This is a genomic window from Pseudoalteromonas sp. APC 3358, from assembly GCF_030408075.1.
GTDB classification, from domain to species: Bacteria; Pseudomonadota; Gammaproteobacteria; order Enterobacterales; family Alteromonadaceae; genus Pseudoalteromonas; species Pseudoalteromonas arctica.
Genome location: NZ_JASDCE010000001.1, coordinates 551,882 through 574,936, shown reverse-complemented (window position 1 = coordinate 574,936; position 23,055 = coordinate 551,882). Strand labels below are relative to the sequence as shown.

Annotated in this window: 20 protein-coding genes; 13 read left to right on the top strand and 7 right to left on the bottom strand. The window is 39.8% G+C overall.

Annotation, left to right across the window (positions count from 1 at the left end):
• Window positions 1–27 precede the first annotated feature (27 nt).
• Complete coding sequence (locus QL995_RS02510) at window positions 28–900, bottom strand: DMT family transporter (protein ID WP_290292383.1); 873 nt, start codon at window positions 898–900, stop codon at window positions 28–30.
• Window positions 901–1,527: 627 nt separating this feature from the next.
• Between QL995_RS02510 and QL995_RS02505 the strand changes: the two genes are divergently transcribed.
• Window positions 1,528–1,908: a GreA/GreB family elongation factor gene (locus QL995_RS02505; RefSeq protein WP_290292380.1), complete on the top strand. Its 381-nt coding sequence runs from the start codon at window positions 1,528–1,530 to the stop codon at window positions 1,906–1,908.
• 231 nt (window positions 1,909–2,139) lie between these two features.
• Here QL995_RS02505 and yegQ read toward each other — a convergent pair whose 3' ends face one another.
• Entirely contained in the window at window positions 2,140–3,525 is a 1,386-nt protein-coding gene (yegQ, locus tag QL995_RS02500; protein ID WP_290292377.1) for a tRNA 5-hydroxyuridine modification protein YegQ, read from the bottom strand.
• Between the two features lie 279 nt (window positions 3,526–3,804).
• On the opposite strand from yegQ, the gene ndk reads away from it, so the two are divergent.
• The 9 genes from ndk (at window position 3,805) to der (ending at window position 14,538) form a co-directional block, all read left to right on the top strand.
• Window positions 3,805–4,236: a nucleoside-diphosphate kinase gene (ndk, locus tag QL995_RS02495; RefSeq protein WP_007377442.1), complete on the top strand. Its 432-nt coding sequence runs from the start codon at window positions 3,805–3,807 to the stop codon at window positions 4,234–4,236.
• Window positions 4,237–4,403: 167 nt separating this feature from the next.
• Window positions 4,404–5,534: a bifunctional tRNA (adenosine(37)-C2)-methyltransferase TrmG/ribosomal RNA large subunit methyltransferase RlmN gene (locus QL995_RS02490; protein ID WP_007583420.1), complete on the top strand. Its 1,131-nt coding sequence runs from the start codon at window positions 4,404–4,406 to the stop codon at window positions 5,532–5,534.
• Between the two features lie 126 nt (window positions 5,535–5,660).
• Window positions 5,661–7,499, top strand: a complete 1,839-nt coding sequence (gene pilW / locus QL995_RS02485; RefSeq protein ID WP_290292371.1) for a type IV pilus biogenesis/stability protein PilW — start codon at window positions 5,661–5,663, stop codon at window positions 7,497–7,499.
• Complete coding sequence (locus QL995_RS02480) at window positions 7,496–8,365, top strand: RodZ domain-containing protein (protein ID WP_101216262.1); 870 nt, start codon at window positions 7,496–7,498, stop codon at window positions 8,363–8,365. The genes pilW and QL995_RS02480 overlap by 4 nt, the downstream gene beginning before the upstream one ends.
• A 5-nt stretch (window positions 8,366–8,370) precedes the next feature.
• Complete coding sequence (gene ispG, locus QL995_RS02475; RefSeq protein ID WP_010554970.1) at window positions 8,371–9,489, top strand: flavodoxin-dependent (E)-4-hydroxy-3-methylbut-2-enyl-diphosphate synthase; 1,119 nt, start codon at window positions 8,371–8,373, stop codon at window positions 9,487–9,489.
• Between the two features lie 398 nt (window positions 9,490–9,887).
• The gene (hisS, locus tag QL995_RS02470; protein WP_007583429.1) at window positions 9,888–11,168 is read left to right on the top strand and encodes a histidine--tRNA ligase; all 1,281 of its coding nucleotides are present in this window, start codon (window positions 9,888–9,890) and stop codon (window positions 11,166–11,168) included.
• 19 nt (window positions 11,169–11,187) lie between these two features.
• Complete coding sequence (locus QL995_RS02465) at window positions 11,188–11,808, top strand: tetratricopeptide repeat protein (RefSeq protein ID WP_007583431.1); 621 nt, start codon at window positions 11,188–11,190, stop codon at window positions 11,806–11,808.
• 10 nt (window positions 11,809–11,818) lie between these two features.
• The gene (bamB, locus tag QL995_RS02460; RefSeq protein WP_007583433.1) at window positions 11,819–12,997 is read left to right on the top strand and encodes an outer membrane protein assembly factor BamB; all 1,179 of its coding nucleotides are present in this window, start codon (window positions 11,819–11,821) and stop codon (window positions 12,995–12,997) included.
• Between the two features lie 74 nt (window positions 12,998–13,071).
• Entirely contained in the window at window positions 13,072–14,538 is a 1,467-nt protein-coding gene (gene der / locus QL995_RS02455; RefSeq protein WP_024592997.1) for a ribosome biogenesis GTPase Der, read from the top strand.
• A gap of 80 nt (window positions 14,539–14,618) precedes the next feature.
• Here der and QL995_RS02450 read toward each other — a convergent pair whose 3' ends face one another.
• Together QL995_RS02450 and QL995_RS02445 are read right to left on the bottom strand one after the other, a co-directional pair.
• Window positions 14,619–15,122 carry a zf-TFIIB domain-containing protein gene (locus tag QL995_RS02450; protein WP_290292361.1) on the bottom strand — a complete coding sequence of 168 codons (504 nt, stop codon included), beginning with the start codon at window positions 15,120–15,122 and terminating at the stop codon, window positions 14,619–14,621.
• 41 nt (window positions 15,123–15,163) lie between these two features.
• A complete protein-coding gene (locus QL995_RS02445; RefSeq protein ID WP_290292358.1) occupies window positions 15,164–15,751 on the bottom strand; it encodes a DUF4202 domain-containing protein in 588 nt (195 codons plus the stop codon).
• Between the two features lie 227 nt (window positions 15,752–15,978).
• Between QL995_RS02445 and QL995_RS02440 the strand changes: the two genes are divergently transcribed.
• Window positions 15,979–17,706 carry a DUF885 domain-containing protein gene (locus QL995_RS02440; protein ID WP_290292355.1) on the top strand — a complete coding sequence of 576 codons (1,728 nt, stop codon included), beginning with the start codon at window positions 15,979–15,981 and terminating at the stop codon, window positions 17,704–17,706.
• A 132-nt stretch (window positions 17,707–17,838) separates the two neighbouring features.
• On the top strand, window positions 17,839–19,158 hold the full coding sequence (locus QL995_RS02435) for a DASH family cryptochrome (protein WP_290292353.1): 1,320 nt from the start codon (window positions 17,839–17,841) through the stop codon (window positions 19,156–19,158).
• A gap of 29 nt (window positions 19,159–19,187) precedes the next feature.
• Here the strand turns inward: QL995_RS02435 and QL995_RS02430 are convergent, their stop codons facing one another.
• Entirely contained in the window at window positions 19,188–20,270 is a 1,083-nt protein-coding gene (locus tag QL995_RS02430) for a YeiH family protein (RefSeq protein ID WP_290292351.1), read from the bottom strand.
• Window positions 20,271–20,391: 121 nt separating this feature from the next.
• Here QL995_RS02430 and QL995_RS02425 point away from each other — a divergent pair, with 121 nt between their 5' ends.
• Window positions 20,392–21,270 carry a LysR substrate-binding domain-containing protein gene (locus QL995_RS02425; protein ID WP_290292349.1) on the top strand — a complete coding sequence of 293 codons (879 nt, stop codon included), beginning with the start codon at window positions 20,392–20,394 and terminating at the stop codon, window positions 21,268–21,270.
• A gap of 326 nt (window positions 21,271–21,596) precedes the next feature.
• On the opposite strand, the gene QL995_RS02420 is transcribed toward QL995_RS02425, so the two are convergent.
• Together QL995_RS02420 and QL995_RS02415 are read right to left on the bottom strand one after the other, a co-directional pair.
• Window positions 21,597–22,265, bottom strand: coding sequence for a hypothetical protein (locus tag QL995_RS02420; RefSeq protein WP_290292348.1), 669 nt, complete (start codon window positions 22,263–22,265; stop codon window positions 21,597–21,599).
• 256 nt (window positions 22,266–22,521) lie between these two features.
• On the bottom strand, window positions 22,522–22,980 hold the full coding sequence (locus tag QL995_RS02415; RefSeq protein ID WP_290292345.1) for a thioredoxin family protein: 459 nt from the start codon (window positions 22,978–22,980) through the stop codon (window positions 22,522–22,524).
• Window positions 22,981–23,055: the final 75 nt, after the last annotated feature.

Genomic DNA, 23,055 nt, shown 5'->3' with positions numbered 1-23,055 from the left:
AGCAAAGTAATTAAGCTAATTCATCTTTCAAAAACTAAGCCTTAGTACGATTACACCTAAAAATGCCGTTGTTAATCCTATAACTTCTTGGCGTGTAAAAGACTCTTTTAGAACGATGCGTGAATACAACAAAATAATTAAAATATTCATACCTGAAATCGCTGAAACTAGCCCTGTATTACCAATAGCAAAAGCCGATATTATTGCAACCATGCCAGCTACATTTGTTAAACCAATAAGTAACCCGCATGAGAATGTTTTACCGGCAGACCAATACGCTTGAGAAGAGCCTTGCTCTGCTAGCATTTTTTTACGCTTTACTAACCAACTAACGGCAAAAAGAAAGCTACCAAAACCAAACATAGACGTTAAAGTTGCAAACGTATCAGCCTCAAGAAGCGTTGATTGCTTACCCATTAAATCATTAAATGCAAAAGACAGTGCCGCGAGTAATCCCCATTGCGCGCCTTGTAAATTACTTAATGAGATATCGCTGGAGTAGCGAATAATATAAAGGCCGCCAAAAATAATAAAAAAGCCGATTAATTGAATAACAGTTAAGGTTTCTTGCCATAATAAAAAGGCAAATAAAAGTACAAATAAAGGCGTTAACCCCGACAGGATGCTAATTAAAGACGCTTTCCCAACCGAAAACCCTTTGTGCAAAAACCCATTAGCCGCAAAAGATCCAAAACCTAAAGCGAGCCCAACCGTAATATCAGCCCAGCCGTACCATGTGTGCTCAAACACCACAGTACCTAGCGCACTAATTATAAATCCCACAAAAAAAACACCGAATAATAATAAATTACGATTAATTTTTTTTTGTGACGTCCATTGGTACATTATTCCTCGCGCACCAAAAAAAACAGTGGCGAGTAATGCAAAAATTATCCACATATAAGTGAGACCCTTTATAATTTACTTTGATAAACCCGAATAAAAAGTGGTTATTTAACATTGTTGAATGCAATGACTATTACATAAAGGTTCAGCAGTAAAGCACGTAGCCACTACAAGAGCGTTACCCGATACCTAGCTTCTACTCTATAAAATAAGCAGCTTAAGCTTCAAAAAATAAAATACTAGCCACACAATTACACTTTAATAAACAACAACACCAGTATATTTAATCTATAAATATTATAAACAGGCATAAGTGGCACTATAGATCCCATAAATAGCACTTAACTATTTAGTCGCTTAGCTTCAATCACATAGTGAGCAACTAACACACAGAAATAACAACAATTTAGTGAAAAAAAACGAATTTATAAAAACATAAAAAAACAGTTTTAAACTGTCATTTTATCGCCAATATATTTTTAACCTAAAACTCAATTGACTTTATTTTTAAACTCAATATGATTGATTTAAACAAAGAGGATAATATGTTTAATTTAATCACATACCTGCTAAAAACAAATACCACCTTCGGAATTTAAGCCGAGTGCAACCCTTACACTCGGCAGTTACACTGTACCTTTATATATTTAAATTCGATTTAGTTTTTGTGGGGATTAGTCCGTGCTTTCTTTTCTGTTCGAGCGTAAAAAATCTTTCCTGTCTAAAAATGACTTCACAGACGCAGCGGTACTATTACAACCGCTGAAGCTTTCGTATTTACTACAAGAAGTCGAGTATTCACAGCGGCCTTGGTCAAAATTCAATCCGCATGTACAAATTAATAGCACGGTGGTTATTAAAAATATAACCACCGGTTTTAAGCGCCGCATAACTTTAGTGCCTCCAAGCCAACGAAGGCACTTTATTAGTGACGTATCATTTCACTCTCCTCTTGGGGTAGCTCTTTTAGGGCATAAAATAAATCACATTATTGAATATAAAGAAGCTGGGGAATCCCACCTTTGGGAAATAATAGCCATTAATATTAAGGAGGAAATATAGAGTAAATTATTTCAATTTTTATTTATTAATTTTATATATTTAATTGGAGTTATTTGTAATGAGTAAAGAAAAACCTAAAAAACATGCAAGCAAAACATTAAAACAAAAACGTAAAGAGCGAAGAGATAAGCTAAAGCAACTTGAAAAATAATTAATATTATTTTAAATAAAGTCGCAAACTCGGGGTTTTTATAACCCCGATTTTTTTGAAAAAACTATATTCAGCTGTAGCTAAACAGCTTGTTTAAATGGATTACGAGTATCTTGGTGTTCCTCAAGATTACGCATTAAAATAGCATGCGCTAAGTTAATGTCTTCATCTAGCGAGATTTTTACAATGTGACCGGAACCTTTAGCATCGCTAATACTTTCGCCCTTTTTGTTTTCCATATATTCAAGCTTAAAAGTAAAGTTACCTTGTGGTGTCATAAGCTCTAAGGAGTGGCCTGTACAAAATTTATTTTTAACGTCAATTTCAACTAATCCATTTTCGCAGCGCCCAAGTACTTCACCCACAAATTGCTGCTTAGTTGATACAGAGTGACCGTATTCATAGTTTTGATAATCTTGGTGGGCATGGCGTTTTAAAAACCCTTCGGTATAACCACGATGCGCCAAGTTCTCTAATGTTTTAAATAAGCTAGTATCAAATGGTTTACCCACAGCTGCGTCGTCTATTGCTTTGCGATAAACTTGTGCAGTGCGCGCCACATAATAAAATGACTTAGTACGCCCTTCTATTTTTAAACTATGTACACCCATTTTTGTTAACTGCTCTACGTATTGTACTGCGCGTAAATCTTTTGAGTTCATAATATACGTGCCGTGTTCATCCTCAAACGCAGGCATATACTCACCAGGGCGACCTTGTTCCTCTAGCATAAATACATCGTTACTTGACGCGCCTTCACCCAGAGTAGGAATCACCTGTTTGGGGTCAATTTTATGCACCATTTCGCCGGTTTCGTTCTCAACACCAGGTTTTACATCGTAATCCCAACGACATGCGTTAGTACACGTGCCTTGGTTTGGGTCGCGCTTGTTAATATAGCCCGAAAGTAAACAACGCCCTGAATACGCCATACAAAGCGCACCATGTACAAAAACTTCAAGTTCGGTGTCTGGGCAGAGTGTGCGTATTTCAGTTATTTCTTCGAGCGACAGCTCCCGTGATAAAATAACGCGTTCGATCCCCTGCTTTGCCCAAAATTGTACACTCGCGTAATTTACCGCATTTGCTTGTACCGATAAGTGAATTGGCATGGCAGGCCACTTTTCACGAACAAGCATAATCAAACCAGGATCAGACATAATCAGCGCATCGGGTTTCATCGCAATAACTGGTTCTATATCACGTAAATACGATTTAACTTTGGCATTATGCGGCGCAATATTAGACACCACATAAAACTTTTTATTTTGCGCATGGGCTTCACTAATTCCTACTTGCAGAGTATCAAGGTCAAACTCATTATTGCGCACACGCAAACTATAGCGAGGCTGCCCTGCATAAACCGCATCTGCGCCATAAGCAAACGCGTAGCGCATGTTTTTTAAACTGCCTGCGGGGCATAGTAATTCAGGAATAAAAGGCATTGAAGAAATAACGGGTGACATGTGCGCTCCATACATCAAACTGGGTTCAAGCCAGTTGCATAAGTAGTTAACCTAAACTCTGAAAAATAAATCTATCCCAAGCAGAATTCAGATTAGTCATTAACAAATAAGTAAACAGAAGCGCGGCAGTATAAATGCGGTCAATAATTTGCGTTTGATCGAGATCACAAAACGGCAACCAAACTGGTTTTTAATAAAATTAGGATTTTTCACTTAAAACGCGTATAATTCGCGCCCGTTAATATTCACACTTTTACTTAAAATTATTGGAGCATAAAGATGGCTTTAGAACGTACTTTTTCAATCGTAAAACCTGATGCAGTTGCTAAAAACCACATTGGCGCTATCTACAACCGTTTCGAATCTGCTGGCCTTAAAATCGTTGCAGCTAAAATGGTTCACCTTTCACAAGAGAAAGCTGAAGGTTTCTACGCTGAACATAGCGAACGTCCTTTCTTCGGTGCTTTAGTATCTTTCATGACATCTGGTCCAGTAATGGTTACAGTTCTTGAAGGCGAAAACGCTGTTCTTAAAAACCGTGAAATCATGGGTGCTACTAACCCTGCTGAAGCACTAGCTGGTACTTTACGTGCAGACTACGCTGATAGCATCGACGAAAATGCTGTTCACGGTTCTGACGCTGTTGAATCTGCTGCTCGCGAAATAGCGTACTTCTTCGCTGACGAAGAGCTTTGTTCACGTACTCGTTAATTCGAATTCGTTAACATATTGAAAAGGGCTTTCGGGCCCTTTTTTAGTCATTACGTAAAGTATTAATCAGAAACTCATGATGTTTTACTTAATGATTAAAGTGAGTGAATTGTGTACAATTCGTCCTCGTAAATTTTATCTCCACCGTCACCGATTGAGGTTGTTTCATGACCGAGCAAAAAAAGATTAACTTATTAGATTTAAACCGAGAAGCAATGCGCGAGCTATTTGCATCGTTCGGTGAAAAGCCGTTTCGTAGTGACCAGGTGATGAAATGGATTTATCATTTTGGCGTAGATAACTTCGACGATATGAGCAACGTAAACAAAAAGCTTAAAGAAAAACTTAAAGCTGAGTGCGAAATTGTAGCGCCGGAAATCACTGTGCGCCAACAAGCAAGCGACGGTACTATTAAGTACGCACTTATTCTGGAAGGCGGCCAAGAAGTAGAAGCCGTTTGGATCCCTGAAAAAGAGCGCGCTACTTTATGTGTATCATCACAAGTGGGTTGTGCTCTTGAATGTACTTTTTGTTCTACTGCGCAACAAGGCTTTAACCGCAACTTAAAAGTATCTGAAATTATTGGCCAAGTTTGGCGTGTAGCTAAAGATATTGGCCTTGATGGTCATAGTGAAAAGCGCCCAGTAACTAACGTTGTAATGATGGGTATGGGCGAGCCTTTACTTAATCTTAAAAACGTAGTGCCAGCAATGGAATTAATGATGGACGATTGGGGCTTTGGTTTATCTAAGCGCCGCGTAACATTAAGTACTTCAGGCGTTGTACCTGCACTTGATTTACTAAAAGAGAAAATTGACGTAGCACTGGCTATTTCACTTCACGCACCCGATAACGCACTGCGTGACATTTTAGTGCCAGTTAATAAAAAGTACCCTATTGAAGAATTTTTAGCCTCATGTCGTCGTTATATCGATGGCTCAAAAGCAAATAAAGATGTAACGGTTGAATACGTGATGCTTAACGGTATTAACGACAGCACCGATCAGGCGCATGCATTAGTGCAAACGTTAAAAGGCACACCTTGTAAGGTAAACCTTATTCCGTTTAACCCGTTCCCGGGTAATGAATACACGCGCTCAAGCAATAGCCGTATTGACCGTTTTTCAAAAGTATTACAAGCAGCAGGCGTTACCTGTATTGTGCGCCGAACTCGCGGTGACGATATTGACGCTGCTTGCGGACAGTTAGTAGGTGATGTAGTTGACCGTACTAAACGTTTAGCTAAAAAGAAAATGCGTGACGATAACGCAATTAGCGTTAATATCCACCAAGCATAATCTGTAACCACCCTATGTTAATTAGTCATGTAGGGTGGTTAAGTTGTTTATTTTTAAATAAATGATGCAACAACAAAGGTTTTAGGTAAGATAGGCGCCATGGACTAAAAATAAAGAGATAAGGTAATGCGATCTATACTTGCTATAACACTATCAACACTTGCCTTAAGTGGCTGTGTTAGCGAAAGTAGTTATAACGGCAGTAATAAGCCCGTCGTCGAAAATAAAATTAATAATACTGGCGCAGCACGAACACGAATTGCTTTAGCCCTACAGTATTTAAAAACGGGTAATAACTCTCAAGCCAAATACAATTTAGAACGTGCAGCTGCATTTGCTCCTGACCTACCTGAAGTACATTACTCTCTTGCTTATTACTATCAACAAGTAGGCGAAAACCCGCTAGCTGATAAAGCCTACCAAAAAGCACTCGAAATAAAGCCTGACGATCCTAATACCCTTAATAACTACGGCGTGTTTTTATGTGGTATTGATGAATACGATCGTGCAACTGATCAATTTTTAAAAGCCATTGAAGTACCAAGTTATATTCGCGTTGCCGAAAGTTACGAAAATTTAGCCTTGTGTGCTATTGAATTTGATGATTTTGAAAATGCAGAAAGTTACTTTCAACAGGCACTTAATCACAGCTCTCAGCGTACATCTACGTTAATTAGTTTAGCAGCACTGTATTACGCAAAAAGTGACTTATACAAAGCCAGTGAACTTTTAAAACGCTACGAAAGCACAGGTCGAGTATCTTCTCGCGCATTAATGCTTAGCTACCTTGTAAAAAACAGAATGGGCAGAATAGAAGAGGCTGAAAAAATTTCCAGTACTATTTTACAAACTTACTCTAGCAGTAACGAAGCCTATGCATTAAAAGAGAAAAGAACACGTTTTAATGAGTTTGAAATACTGCGAGAAAAATACCGCAAAGCGCAGTTAAAAGAACTAAAAAATGACGAAAGCGGCGCGCACGTTAGTTCAAAACCAAAAATAAAAGTAATCAGAAAGAAACGTTCACCACAAGACGGTTCAACAAGCTTGGTAACAAACAACGAACAAAAAACAGATAAAAAGCTCGCAACAGCAAATAACCAAGATGTAAATCCAGTTATAGTAAGAGAAAAGCAAGCTAAGGCGGTACAAAACACGGTCAGTAAGCAAGCCGACGAAGCAACCGTAATAGCAAAACAAATAACAACTCAAAAAGAAGAAGTTCCTAAAGTCGTCGCGCCAAGCAAACCTACCGATACATCGGCTGTTATGCTTGCACTTACTACTGAGCACGACTCTGCAGATTCCGTAGTAGCTGCACCTAAAAAAGCTAAGCCCGTTTACGAACCTCAAAAAGAAGCTATAGCAGCAAAGCAACCAACTAAAGCTGATGACGAAGTTACAATAATTTCGTTTGGCGCACCTAAAACAGGCCAGTTTAATTCGCAACAAACTAGTAACTATAGTAATTCAGTTCCTGCAGTTACCACTCAAAAAAATAGTAGTGACGTGGTATTCTACGAAGCGACTAAAAATACAACTGTATTTGAAAATAGCAGCTATCAAAATGATGCAGATATTGAATTTAAAAGTTACGAAGCAGTACAAAAAACAGAGCTCCCAATGCTTAACCCTAAAGTATCGCCTTTACGCGTGCCATTTCACGTAATTGCTGTTGGCGAAAACCTATTTAGCATTTCGGTGCGATACAATGTTAAACTACAAAAGCTCCTGCAATGGAATGGTCTAAAAGAGTCGGATCGGGTAATGAATGGAAGTAAAATATACCTAAACGATCCAAATATTTATTACGAAATTAAAGCTGGTGATTCCCTTTACGATATAGCTACCCAGCGGCATGTATTAATTGATGAATTAATGCGATGGAATAAATTAAGTCCTGATATAGCACTAAAACCAGGGCACAAACTTTTACTAGTGGATCCAGACTCATACACATTATGAATGAAGAAAATACGCAAACACAGAGCGAACAGCCAACTGTAGGCCAGATATTAAAAAATCACAGAGAACAAGCGAACGTTAGCATAGCGACTATTGCTGCACCGTTAAAGCTGTCTGAACTTCAAATTAAACGCCTTGAAAATGATGAATTTACATTACTCGGCCCTATTACTTTTGTTAAAGGCTATATAAAAAACTATTGCCGTGAATTAAAAGTAGATAGCGCACCTATTTTAGCAATGATGCCAGCCCCACCAGAGCCGGCTAAACCCGCTAATATGCAGAGTTTTTCACGCCGTACAGAAAAAGAAGCAAACGACAGTCGTTTAATGTTTTTTAGCTATTTAATTTTAGCGATTGTTATTGGCTCATCTGCTTTATGGTTTTGGCAAAACGCGACACCTATTGAAGAGCAAACAAGTAACATAAACGTTGCCAACTCAAAAATGAGCGAGCGCCAAGCCGCTCAACCCAGTATCTCAGAGCAACAGCAACAAGCCGAAATTGACGATGAATCATTATTAGAATCACAAAGCACGTCTAGTGAAACATCAACAAGCCCAGAAATAGTTAAAGAAACGGCTCCTATTGCTTCTAACAGCGCAAGTCAAGAAGATGCTAGCAGTACAATTGTCATGAACTTTAATGGCGAAAGTTGGGTTGAAATTTACGACGGCGAAGGCGAAAAAATAGCATTCGGCGTTAAAAAAGCAGGCTACATTATGACCGTAAGCGGAACGCCTCCTTTTTCAGTTGTGCTTGGTAAGCATGACGCTGTAGACATTACTTTAAACGGTGAACCTGTAGATGTTTCTGCATTTCCTCAAAACCGTTTAGCCAAATTTACATTACCACTAGCAGAGTAGTCGCTATGTTTTCAGAATCTCCAATTAAACGCAGAAAATCCACCCGAATCAATGTAGGTAACGTCCCTATTGGTGATGGTGCCCCTATTGCAGTGCAATCAATGACCAACACCGACACCATGGATGTTGATGCAACTGTTGCACAAATACAGGCAATACAAGATGCAGGTGCCGACATAGTCCGTGTATCAGTACCAACAATGGATGCAGCCGAAGCGTTTAAAAGTATAAAAGAGCAAGTAACGATTCCGCTAGTTGCCGATATTCATTTTGATTATCGTATTGCCTTAAAAGTAGCAAAATACGGTGTAGATTGCCTGCGTATAAACCCGGGTAATATAGGTAGTGAAGAGCGTATTAGAGCCGTAGTAGACTCAGCACGCGAGCACAACATTCCTATTCGTATTGGTGTAAATGGCGGTTCACTAGAGCGCGACTTACAAGAAAAATACGGCGAACCAACACCAGAAGCCTTATTAGAATCAGCAATGCGCCATGTAGATATATTGCGCCGCCTTGATTTTGACCAATTTAAAATATCAGTAAAAGCGTCTGACGTATTTTTAGCTGTAGGTGCATATCGCTTACTCGCTAAAGAAATAGACCAACCACTGCATTTAGGTATTACCGAAGCGGGCGGCATGCGCTCAGGCTCTGTTAAATCTGCAGTAGGTTTAGGTATGCTTCTTGCCGAAGGTATTGGCGATACCCTGCGTGTATCACTTGCTGCCGACCCGGTACAAGAAATTAAAGTCGGCTTTGATATCTTAAATTCATTGCGCATTCGTTCGCGTGGAATTAACTTTATTGCCTGCCCTAGCTGCTCACGCCAAGAGTTTGATGTAGTAAGCACCATGAACCAACTTGAAGAGCGCTTAGAGGATATTATCGAACCTATGTCAGTTTCGGTAATTGGTTGCGTTGTAAATGGACCAGGTGAAGCGCTTGTGAGTGATATAGGGCTTGCCGGTGCAAATCGTCGTTCTGGTTTGTATATAAATGGCGAACGCCAAAAAGCGCGCATTGATAACAACAACATTGTTGACCAGCTTGAAGGTTATGTACGCGACTTTATAGAGAAAAAGCAGAACCAAACACCGATTGACATAAAAATAGTCGAATAAATACCGTTTAAGGTGGCAAACCCCGTGGTTTGCCGTTTACCTTTATAGCTAGTGGATACCCAAACGACCCCAAGATACAGAATTCAGCGTTTCACAGGCTCTTAATATCAAGGCGTTACTTTGCAAGAATGGCAATCCCTTTTAAAAAGTAACAACGATGAGAGTAAGTGTCTGTGAACCGCCCAACGGGTTGGTTTAAAAGCGATTTATACTGCGTTATTGATTTTAACAATAGAACCACTATTACTTTCAATCAATGCCTTGCCTAAATCGCTTTTAATTCCAACTGAAACTCGCATCATGGGGTCGTTTGGGTATATAATGACGGGTCAATTTTTAGCATTCTTGTTGTGTAAGCATTTTTCATTACACAAAAAAACAGCATTTAGGATTTATCAGTGGCAAAACAAATTCAGGCAGTTCGCGGTATGAACGATTGTCTGCCGGGCGATACACAAGTTTGGCAGAAAGTAGAAAACATTTTACGCGAGACAGTAGCATCGTTCGGTTATCAAGAAATTCGTTTTCCTATTGTAGAATCAACCGACTTATTTAAACGCTCTATTGGTGAAGTTACCGATATAGTAGAAAAAGAAATGTACACCTTTGCTGATCGCAATGGCGACTTATTAACACTTCGCCCAGAAGGCACCGCAGTATGCGTACGTGCTGGCAACCAAAATGGCTTACTATACAACCAAGAACAACGCCTTTGGTACATGGGTCCAATGTTTCGTCACGAGCGTCCGCAAAAAGGTCGTTACCGTCAGTTTCACCAATTTGGTTTAGAAACATTTGGTATTGCTACAGCAGATATAGACGCAGAAGTTATTTTATTAACAGCGCAACTATGGGAAGCCTTTGGTATTACTGACCACGTTCGTTTAGAGCTAAATTCTCTAGGATCTAACGAAGCGCGTGCAGATTACCGTGATGCGTTAGTAGCCTACCTTGAGCAACACATTGATGTGCTTGATGAAGACTCAAAACGTCGTATGTATTCAAACCCATTACGCGTACTTGATAGCAAAAACCCAGACGTACAAGCAATTTTAACTGATGCGCCTAAATTGTCTGAAAATTTAGATGCTGAATCAAAAGAACATTTTGCAAATTTATGTGAACGTTTAGACGCTGCTGGCGTCTCATATACGGTTAATGAAAAGTTAGTACGTGGTTTAGACTACTACAACCGCACTGTATTTGAATGGGTAACCGACAGTTTAGGTGCACAAGGCACTGTATGTGCTGGCGGACGTTACGATGGCTTAGTTGAACAACTTGGCGGCAAAGCAACGCCAGCAGTTGGTTTTGCAATGGGTCTAGAGCGCTTAGTATTACTACTACAAGCACTTGAGTGTGTAGGTGACATTCGTCGTAATGCTGATGTATATTTAGCAGCAATGGGCGACAAAGCAAGCATTCAAGCTCCTGCAATTGCAGCGCAACTACGTAAAGACGTACCGGGTTTACGCGTTATGGTACATGCGGGCGGCGGCAACTTTAAAAAACAATTAAAACGTGCTGATAAAAGCGATGCACTTGTTGCAGTGATTATTGGTGAAGATGAATTAGAAAAAGGCGTTGTGACCATCAAGTATTTACGCGAGCGTAAAGAACAAGTCACATTAGAATTAGAACAAGCTAAAGCGCTATTAGCTGAGCTTATTAACGGCTAAGCGAACATTAGAGGTAAGAATGGATATTTATTCAACAGAAGAACAACAAGCAGAAGCCATTAAACGCTTTTTCCGTGAAAACGGCATTTCACTTGCGCTAGGTATACTTGTTGGCCTAGGTGGCTTATATGGCTGGAAAGCATATAACCAAAACCAAATTACTACCGCTGAAAAAGCATCAGATTCATATACAGCGCTTGTTGAAAGCGACGATGTATTATCTTCAGCTGATGCGTTTATTAGCGAAAATAAAGACACAAACTACGCAACACTTGCTGCATTCGTTGCTGCAAAAGACGCAGTAGAAGCGAAAAAACTAGACGTAGCAAGCGAAAAGCTAAGCTGGGTTGTGTCTAATACGCCAAATACAGAATTAAAAGCAATTGCGATTACACGTTTAGCACGTGTTCAAATTGCGCAAACTAAATATGACGATGCATTAACAACATTAAATGCACCATTACCTGAAGCGTTCAATGCAAACGTTGCCGAGCTTAAAGGCGATATTTACACTGAGCAAGGTAATAAAGATCAAGCACGTACTGCATACCAAGCAGCAATAGATGCGGGTGGATTAACAAGTAACCCACTATTACAAATTAAGTTAGATGACCTAGCAGTAACTAGCCCAGCGGCATAAGGTTTTAGGCATGAAAAAATTTACAACAGCAGCCCTTGCCCTATGTATGGCAACATTGATGGGTTGTTCATCAAGTGATGATGAAGATGAACTAGTACTTCCTGAAATTGTAAACCAATTTGAAACTGACGTTGTTTGGCAAGAATCTGTAGGTGATGGCGTAGAGCATTATTTTTCTCGTTTAACACCCGCAGTTTACAAAGATACTGTGTATGTTGCTAGCCGCGAAGGCCAAGTAGAAGCGCTTTCGCTTGATAATGGCGATACAAAATGGGAAACCGATGTACGCCAAGATTTATCGTTTTGGCCTTGGGCTGACAACGGTAATGCAAAATTATCAGGTGGTATTTTGCAAGCCTATGGTAAAATTTATATTGGTTCTGAACACGGCTTTATTATTGCTCTTGATCGCGAAACTGGTGAAGAAGTTTGGCGTAAAAACGTACCAGGCGAATCTCTGTCTAAACCAACAGCAGGCGATGGCTTAATATTTGTAAATTTAGGCTCTGGTAAATTGTTAGCCCTTCACCCAGATACAGGCGAAGAGCGTTGGAGCTTTGAACAAGAAGTTCCACCACTAACATTACGCGGACAAAGCTCGCCAACCGTTGCTAACGGTGGTGTATTAGTAGGCCTTGAAACAGGCAAGCTAAGCGTATTAATTTCAGACAGTGGTTACTCAGCATGGAGCGCAGAAATTGCGGTTGCTAAAGGCGCATCAGAATTTGAACGCCTAGTTGACGTAGACACTCAACCACTTATTAGCGGTCCATACGCTTACGCTATAGCTTACAACGGCAACTTAGCCGCTGTAGATATTCGCTCTGGCAATGTTGTATGGAAACGTGAATACAGCAGCTACCGCGAAATTGCGATGGATGCACAAACAATTTATTTAGTAGATAGCGATGGTGTTATTTACGCATTAGATAAAAATTCAGGTATTGAACGTTGGAGCCAACCCGCTCTACGCGGTTGGTACCTAACAGGCCCTGCAGTTGCAGGTAGCCACTTAGCTTTAGGCGACCAAGAAGGTAACCTACATTGGCTAAATAAAGAAACTGGCGAGCTAGTATCTCGTGAAGACTTTGACAGCTCGGGCTTTTTTGTTGAGCCAGTTGTTGCCGACGATAAGCTAATTTTATACACCCGTGATGGTGAAGTTAGTATGGTAAAAATACCAAACTAAGTTACTAATAGTCATATGGTTTTTTTAAGGCTTCGCACTGCGAAGCCTTTTGTTGTTTTTTAAAGAGGTAGTTTATGCTTCCCGTGATCGCTCTAGTTGGGCGACCCAATGTGGGCAAATCCACATTATTTAACCGTTTAACACGTACTCGTGATGCACTCGTAGCCGATTTTCCAGGTTTAACACGAGATAGAAAATATGGCCAAGCTAGTTACGATGGCTATGAATTTATCGTGGTAGACACGGGCGGTATTGATGGCTCAGAAGAAGGCATCGAAATCGAAATGGCAGATCAATCTCTGCTAGCTATTGAAGAAGCTGACATTGTTCTGTTTTTAGTAGATGCTCGTGTAGGTATGACCGTAGCTGACCAAGCAATTGCTAATCACTTGCGTAAACAAGATAAAAAGTGTTTTGTTGTTGCCAATAAAACCGATGGTATTGATGCAGATTCAAACTGTGCTGAATTTTACCAATTATCATTAGGTGAAATTCATCACATTGCTGCATCGCATGGCCGTGGTATTACGTTATTACTTGAGCAAACACTTCAGCCGCTTATTGCTGAATTAGCTGCACAAGACGAAGACGTAACAGGCGATGACGAAGAGCTTATTAATCTTTACGAAGAAGATGAAGACAGCGATACCGATCACCAGGCATTTGCAGACAAACCTGTAAAGCTTGCGATTATTGGTCGTCCTAACGTTGGTAAGTCAACGCTTACAAACCGTATACTGGGTGAAGATCGCGTAATTGTATACGACATGCCAGGTACAACACGTGACTCTATCTACATTCCGATGACTCGAAATGAAAAAGAGTATGTGTTAATTGACACCGCAGGTGTTCGTAAGCGTAAAAAAGTAAGCGACGTAGTTGAAAAGTTCTCTGTCATTAAAACGCTTCAAGCAATCGAAGATTGTAACGTTGTGTTATTGATTGTTGATGCTCGCGATGGTATTTCTGATCAAGATTTAAGCTTATTAGGCTTTGCTCTTAACTCAGGTCGTTCATTGGTAATTGCAGTGAACAAATGGGATGGCTTAGACGATTACGTTAAAGATCGTATTAAATCAGAGCTCGATCGCCGTTTAGGCTTTATTGACTTTGCACGCCTACACTTTATATCTGCACTACACGGTACAGGTGTTGGTCATTTATTCGAGTCTGTTGACGAAGCGTATGAATCAGCGACTAAACGTATAAGTACTGCAATGTTACGTCGTATTATGGACATGGCTCAAGCCGATCACCAGCCGCCACTTGTTCGTGGTCGTCGTGTTAAGCTCAAATATGCGCATGCCGGTGGTTATAACCCACCACGTATTGTTATTCACGGTAACCAAGTTAAAGATTTACCAGATAGTTATAAACGCTACCTGATGAACTACTACCGTAAAGCGCTTAAAATTATGGGCACACCTATCAAAATCGAATTTAGAGAAGGTGAAAACCCATTTGCTGGTCGTGTTAATAAAGTAACACTGTCGCAAAAGCGTAAAATACGTGCATTTGCTAAAGAAAACCGTAATAAATAAACTTTTCAAGAGTTAGTTTATTACAATAAAAACGGCGTACTTTTTAGTACGCCGTTTTTGTTTTAATATGTTATTAAGAGTTACAAACCAAGTAAAGCTAAGCGCACTAAGTTCTCCACCGTGGCTTCATGCGCACTTTTATTTTTATTAGTTGGCGTAAACCTAGAAGCAGGTGATTTAATAGTTATAAACCCATGATTGGTGGCCATTTCGTGGGCTAACAGTTTACGCTCTTTAGGTGTTAAATGGTTTTCGTGTATTTTTGCCAGCTCGCCGCTATCAAGCCATATGCCTGCACAGCCTGGGCATTCGTCTATTTCGACAGCCTTTACTGGCGAAAAATACCTGCGCATCATCACAATGCTTATGCACTTTGGACAATTAATTCGTAGCGATACATCGTATTCACTCTCGATATGATCACTTAAATTTTTAAGTAATACCTGACCATGTTTTAACGCTGGCGAGCTAAACTTAAAAATTTGGCTGTTATCAAAAAATACGCCACCTTGCACTGAAGTGTAAACAGTAATACCGCCAATTAATAACGGCTCAAGAGAGGCATTTGTACGTGGGCATAACATTCTAAAAATCCTTTTTATTTTAATACCTAGCTTACACTACTTTACTCAAGCGCTTTATGAATAAGCCCAACAAGCGGCGTTGGTAATGTAATATTACCTGTAAGTACAATCTCATGGGCTTCATCTGACATTTTTTGCCATGTGCGGCGAATAATACCAATCCATTTTTCTTCATTGTAATCTGGTTTTGCATTGGCAAACCCAAGCATGTAGTGTTCAATAAACACCAAACTCGCTACATCTTCTACTAATTGGCTATCTGGATTGCGCTTAATATCTTTTTTAGCAACCGCGTTATAAACACGGTTTTGGTCCGTATCGTTAAACCCAGCTTGTTTCATTAATTCAACGGCTAGTGACGCATGAAAAATATAAAGTGCGCTACGCCATTGATGATAACCCTGCTTGTTCATTTCAAAGTCGCTACGTGGCGATTTCCAACGCTGAATATGCTGTGCACGCACTGCAATTTGCATGAGTGCATCGGCATCAGGTTTAAAGCGAGTTAGCATTTCGCTCATACGCTGTGAGTATAAATACTCTTTTGGAAAACTTTCTCCATTGTGCTGCTCAGTATTAGGATCTTGGTTATTAGCTTCATCAATCAGCGTTATTACTTTATTAAACATGACGGTCATTTTTTATAATTAGTTTTAATCATTCTAAACGCTGATAAAACAATAAACTAGTGGCCCACTCACTTCAGCGGTGAAATTTGTTCAATCAAAAAGTAAAACCAATAGATACAGGTATAAAATTAAGCGCATTAATAAAGTTAACTTGTTATTATCTTAGAAACAAAAATAACATATGTGCGTAAACTAATAAAAATTAACGCGCTAAAAATGAGAATAATATGTTTAAAAAAACAATTTTAGCTATTTGCTTAGCTGTAGCATCACTGCCGAGCGCAGCCGATAGCAATACAGATTTAAAAACCATTATTGATAACCATTGGCAAAACGCCAAAGCTGAAAAAATATTTTTTCGAACCGACCCAGATGGCTGGAAGCCAAACGGTACATTGCCAAATTGGAGCGAGCAAGCCATTGCTGAGCGCCAAGCTTATAACAACAGCGTACTAAAAAGCTTAGCCAGCATTGACCCAAAAACGCTCAACAACGAGCAGCTAATGAACTACCGCTTATTTAAATACGAGCGAGAAACAGAGCAGCAAAGCTACCTTTTTCAAGATAAGTATTTTCAGGTTAACTTTTTAAGTGGCTGGCATACCTACTTTGCCGAAGCACCAGCTAATATGGCATTTTTAACACCTGATGATTACAACGCATTTTTAGTAAGCCTTGCCGACTACCCTCGCTTTAACCAAGAAAACATTAACTTGATGAAGGAAGGAATTGAACTGGGGTATACGCACTACTGCAAAACATTTGAAAATTACAGCCAGAGCATTAACGCTCATATTGTTAAGCAACCTGAAAACAGTGCCTTATACGAGCCCTTTACACGTATACCAAATACGTTTACAGCAGAGCAAAAGGCCACATACCAAAACAAAGCAAAAGCCTTAATTAACTCAAAAGTAGTCCCGGCTTATCAGCACTTTTACGACTTTTTTGAAAACGATTACATGCCGAACTGTAGAGCCCAGCCGGGTATTGCAAGCGTTAAAGGCGGGCTTGAGTATTACAAATATGCAGTTAATTACTACACCACAACCAATGCCACACCAAAGCAAATTCATGAGCTTGGCTTAAAAGAAGTGGCGCGTATAAAAACGCAAATGCAAAACATCATTGATAAAGTAGGTTTTGATGGCACGTATGCTGAGTTTTTAGAATTTTTAGCAACCGACGAGCAATTTTACGCAACAGACGCGCAAGACTTGCTTGAAAAAACAGCCTTTATTACGCAAAAAATGTATGGCAAGTTACCAACCTACTTTAATCATTTACCGCGTAACACCTTTACTATAAAAGGCTCAGCGAGTCGCGGCGCGTTTTATATGCCACCTGCTGATAACCGCTCCCCTGGCACTTACTTTTTAGCCTCAACACCTAAATTGCAACCTTTGTATAATTTAGAAGCTCTTAGCCTTCACGAGGCAATACCAGGGCACCATTTACAAAACGCCATTGCAATGGAGTTAGACGTACCCCAGTTTAGACGCACACTTAGCCACTCAGCATTTGGCGAAGGCTGGGCACTTTACACCGAACGCTTAGGTAAAGAAGCCGGCTTTTATCAAGACCCATACAGCGACTTTGGTCGTTTAGGTTACGAAATGTGGCGTGCCGTGAGACTCGTTGTTGATACCGGTATTCATGCATTTGGCTGGAGCCGCCAAAAGGCAATTGACTACTTGGCAGATCACACTGCTTTGCCACAAAGCGCGGTAGAGGATCAAATAGATCGTTATATTTCATGGCCAGGCCAAGCGCTTTCGTACAAAATGGGCGAAATAAAAATACGCGAACTGCGTGCAAAAGCCGAAAAAGAGCTCGGTGCTAAGTTTGATATTCGCAGCTTTCACGACACCGTAATCGGCCAAGGCTCGCTGCCTATGGAAGTGCTAGAAGACGTAATAAACGATTGGATAGCAAAACAAAAATCAGCGAGTTAAAACAATACTTTTACAAACTAAGGGGCGGTAAGTTTATCGCCCCCTTTTTAAAACTCTATTAAACACATCAAAACTAATCCCTACCCGCTTTTGCTTCGTAAACTTAATGATTACAAAAACCAGAGCAAACCTATGAGCAAACGCATTTTATATTGGCTACAAAACGATTTACGAATAGACGACAATCCTATTTTAAGCGAACTTGCTACTGAGCAATGTGCGCTCGATATTGTATTTGTAATAAACCCACACTGGTTTAAAAATAATAACTACCAACAAAAGCCATATGGTGTGCATAAACAACAGTTTTTAATGCAAAGCTTGTATGAGCTGCAACAAGAGCTTATTAAGCGCGGGCAAACACTGCACGTACTTGAGGGCGAACCTGTTAGTGTTTTAAAGCAGCGCATAGCTGATCAACACATTGACGAAGTGGTGTGCAGTGAACTAGTTGGAACCTATGAGCAGCGCCAACTCGCGCGACTAAAAGCACATTGCCCACATGTCATATTTAAAACAACTCAACAAGACACCTTATTTCAACAAAGCGACCTCCCTTTTGATTTAGACGAGCTGCCTAAAAGCTTTACCCCATTTAGAAAAATGGTAGAGGCGATAAACATACCTATAACAACCTCAACTCTGCCTACAGGTTTACTCCCTCAGCCTATAACATTATGTGCTGCAAACCCAATTGAGCTTAATGAGCATACTAATTATAACAACGCAGTAATGAATGGCGGGCTTAAAAGTGCGCAAACACATTTAAAGCAATACTTTTCAGACTTGCTACCAAGTACTTATAAAATAACTCGAAACGAGCTTGATGGCTTTAATAACACCACAAAATTTAGTACCTGGCTTGCTTTTGGCTGTGTAAGTGCGCGGCAAGTTTACAAAGCCGTTGAGGCGTACGAACATAATCAAATAACAAACGAGTCTACCTACTGGATTAAGTTTGAATTGCTATGGCGAGAGTATTTTAAATGGCATGCACTTAAAGCAGGTAAAAACCTGTTTAGCTTTAAAGGTCAAAAGCAAACAAAACCCCTTACTACATTTATGCCAAACCGATTTGCTGCGTGGTGTAATGGCTCAACACCCTACCCATTAGTAAATGCGATTATGAACGAGCTAAACGCTACGGGTTACATATCAAACCGTGCAAGGCAAATTGCAGCGAGCTGCTTAGTGAACGAACTTGGTCTTGATTGGCGTTATGGCGCAGCCTATTTTGAGCAACAACTTATTGATTACGATGTAGCCGCTAATTGGGGTAATTGGCAATATATAGCAGGTGTAGGCGTAGATCCGCGTGGTGGTAGGCACTTTAATATTGAAAAACAAACGTTACAGTTTGACCCGCACGCTGTTTACACTAATAAATGGCAAGGCAATAAAAATACCAGCACACAGCTCGATAACGTAAACGAAGTTGATTGGCCAATTTAAGCCGCCAATCAACTTTTACCAAGTAACGTTTAAAACAGCTCAGCAATGCCTATATTAATAACGTAACCGCCTAACGTTAAAAACAAAAACAAGCACAGCGCCAGTAACAGCGGTTTAATACCCGCTTGGCGAATTGCCCCAACATGTGTGCGTAAACCCAAAGCCACCATCGCAATGGTTAGTAATATATTATCAAACCAAACAACTGCGCTTGTAGCCACTTGAGAAATAATAGAGAGTGAATGCACACCACTTGCCACAATAAATAACACTGCAAACCAAGGGATGCTAATACCTGATTTATTATCCTCATTACTTATAGTATTACCTGCCTTTGCTCTTTTTTTACTTTGCCAAACCGACAAAGCGACTAAAAATGGCGCAAGCATCATCACGCGTAGCATTTTTTCTATAACGGCGGTATCAGCAGCATTGGCGCTTACAGCTGTGCCCGCTGCAACCACTTGCGCTACTTCATGAATGGTTGAGCCTACAAAAATACCATATGCGTGCTCACTCAGCCCCATATACTCAAACATGATTGGGTAGGCAAACATACTCAACGTACCAAACACCACCACCGTTGCCACCGCTACCGATACTTTATGCGCCTGCGCTTTTATTACAGGCTCGGTTGCCATTACAGCTGCTGCGCCACAAATAGAGCTACCTGCACCAATTAATATTACTGTTTGCTCATCAAGTTTAAATACACGTTTACCAAGCTGCATTGCTAATATAAACGTACCGCTGAGCATAACAATGTCGGTTAGCAATCCACTCCAGCCAACGCCTGCTACCTGTGCAAAGGTAATTCTAAAACCAAATAAAATAATACCCGCTTTGAGTAAAATACTTTTAGCGTAATCAACACCCACATCGGTATGAGTCGCAATGCGCGAAAACACAATGTTACCTACAATAATGCCTAGCACAATACCAATAGTTAAGGAGCTAAACTGGGCACTTTGCATTACCGGCAACTTACTCAGCGCAACAGCAACACCCGCTAAAACAATAACTAATAGCATTCCTAACCACCAACGCGAGTTGGTATACTGCTTAGTATTAATACTAAAAAGCTGTGGCATATCTTTAATTGCACTAAGCATAGTCATCCCTTAATAAAGTCATCGTAATTAATTGACTTCATTTTAAGAAAGCGCAAAATATAACTCCAATACATTAAAATCATGATTCGATAACTTAAGGTTATGTGATTTGAGAGGCACAATGAACTTGCATGCACTTCGGGTGTTTTACACGGTTGCTAAATTAGGCAGTTTTTCAGCAGCAGCTGAGGCGCTTTTTATAAGCCAACCAGCTGTGTCTAAAGCTTTAAAAGAGCTTGAGTATCAGCTAAATATACAACTTATTGAGCGTGCATCTAAGGGTAAGAAACTCACCTTAAGTGAAGGCGGACAAGCACTTTTTGAACATGCTCGTAGTATTTTTGCTATTGAAAAGGCAGCCATTGACGATATTAAATCGCGTACAGGGCTTAAGCGTGGCACGCTCGTTATTGGCACTAGTACAACCATTGCCAGCTATTGGCTACCGCCCTATTTAGCCAAATTTTGCGCTCAATACCCGCATATAAAAGTAGAAGTACAAGTTGCTAATACCGCGCAAATTGAGCACGCCCTACTTGAATGCACTATCGATTTAGCACTGGTTGAAGGCACACCAACCCAGCCGCATATTATAAGTAAGCACTGGCAAAACGATTTAATGAGTGTCGTTATACCCAGTAACTTTAAGCCCACGAAAGACTTAAAAGCATGGTTAAACAAACAATTTTGGCTACTGCGCGAACCAGGCTCGGGCACTTTAGAGGTCTCGGTTAAATTACTACAGCAACATGGCATTACAGCAAAAAATAGTATGCAGCTCGGAAGTAATGAAGCAATAGCAAGGGCGGTAGCACAAGGAATGGGCGTTGCTTTATTGCCTAATGTAGTCACTGAGGATTTAGTACAGTTAGGTAAATTAACACGGCTAAAACAGCCAAATAACATCGAGTTATCAAGACCATTATACCAATTACACTATAAAGACAGACCCTCTTCACATGCCGCACAAGCATTCGAAAAAAGCCTGTTTAGTGAATAATGTTTATATGCGTAAATTTAACCGTTATATGTATGCTACGTATGTGCCAATTGCGAACGCTATTGACTTAAGATGCATGGAATCAAGATTTAATCCCTTTAGCTGAAGCCTCAATTGACGACTTTTGTATCTAAGATCACTTTCAAACAATGAATAAAGACCCCCTAGTAAGCATGCTATGGGTGTTATCTGACAAACTAAAGAAGATTAAGTGTAGTGTAAGAAAAATTTAGTCATATAAAAACCCGCTAAATTAGCGGGTTCTAGTAAAACAGATTTAAAGACCTGCTGTGGATATTGAGCGATGATAGGGTGGAAAACTGCACCTACTGACTTAAACTTATTAAGCCCGCATGAACTTTTTTGCTATATTCTTTATCTCTAATGCAAAATACAAATTCAGCACTGGAAAAAAAATTAATTATAATTAAAGTGTCGGTATTTTTCATATCTAAAAAAGTATAATTAACTGTCTGACCATTTACACTAAACCATTTCGCATCCTTAAGCCTATTTTCTACCTCTACTTTATCTTTTTCATAAACAAAAGGGGTTGGAACAAATGAAATTGACTTACTCTTGATTAGTACCTCGCCAAACTCCCTAAAATAAAGCCCTTTCGCACATTTTTCCGCTGAATCTAAAACTATTTGTGTATGCTCTCTAGCATTCCATAGCCTAACTTTCTGTCCATTACGTTCCTCTATCTGTAAGTTATGTATAAAACTTCTTTTTAACTTACCATTATTATCAAATGTTTTACTGACACTATATAAGAGCTCATTTCCATCCTGCTGCGCTACCAAACCAATAAACACTTTAAAAATTTCATCTTGTTCTGAAGAGCCATTATTACAAGACTCACAAGCTTTTAAAGTATGTAAGTTTGGAATGATTTTCCTTGTCTCTTTAGAGTATAGACCTTTTTGTGGTAGGTGCTCTTTTGTTAACTTTTCCGTAAAACGACCACATAATGCGCACTCTAGAGCAGCCATAGAGACTTTCCTTAATAAGACATAACACAATAAAACTCAGTTCCCTCATGTATATAAATTGGTGACGGTACTATTTATATGATTATTCAAAACAGATATACATCAGATAAATATCACGCAACATATAGAAGGAATCCAAAAGAGTAAATTTTTGGCTTCACACATTAAAGTATCAGGAGACTACTCATAGCAGCCCAACAGCTAACTTATAGACCTATTTGCTAAATCGTTAACCCCAAATACGAACAAGCTCTATTTACAAACCCTGTGTTAAATCTTGTGCCAATGTACCCGTTGGCTTTTCAATTACGCGTACTAACTCTTTACCATCGTCTTTTACTATAAACGTAGGTGTGTATTGTAAATCGTTAGCTTCTGCAATGCCTGCATCGTCTTGCTTGTTGTAACCTACGGCCACGTATTCAATGCTTGCAAGTTGTACTTTCGATGCATCAATTAACTTAATGAGTTTTGGCACTTCGCGCTCACTGTCGTGGCACCATGTTCCAAATAATACAATAAGCTCTTTGCCTTCTAGCTTTTGCATTAGGGCAATGTCTTGTGCTGTTGGCGTAAACGCCTTGTATTGTTCGTTAAACTTGTCGTAGTCGCTTAGCAGTACATCAGTGGTAATTCCGCCCGAAAACGGTGCATCAGCAGCGCAGCTTACAAGCGGCATGCTTAAAGCGCACAGTAAAATTAATTGTTTAAACATAAGGTTACTCTTAATTTAGGTATTAATTTAGGTATTAATTTAGGTATTAAACGACTATACCCAATATTGAGTGTG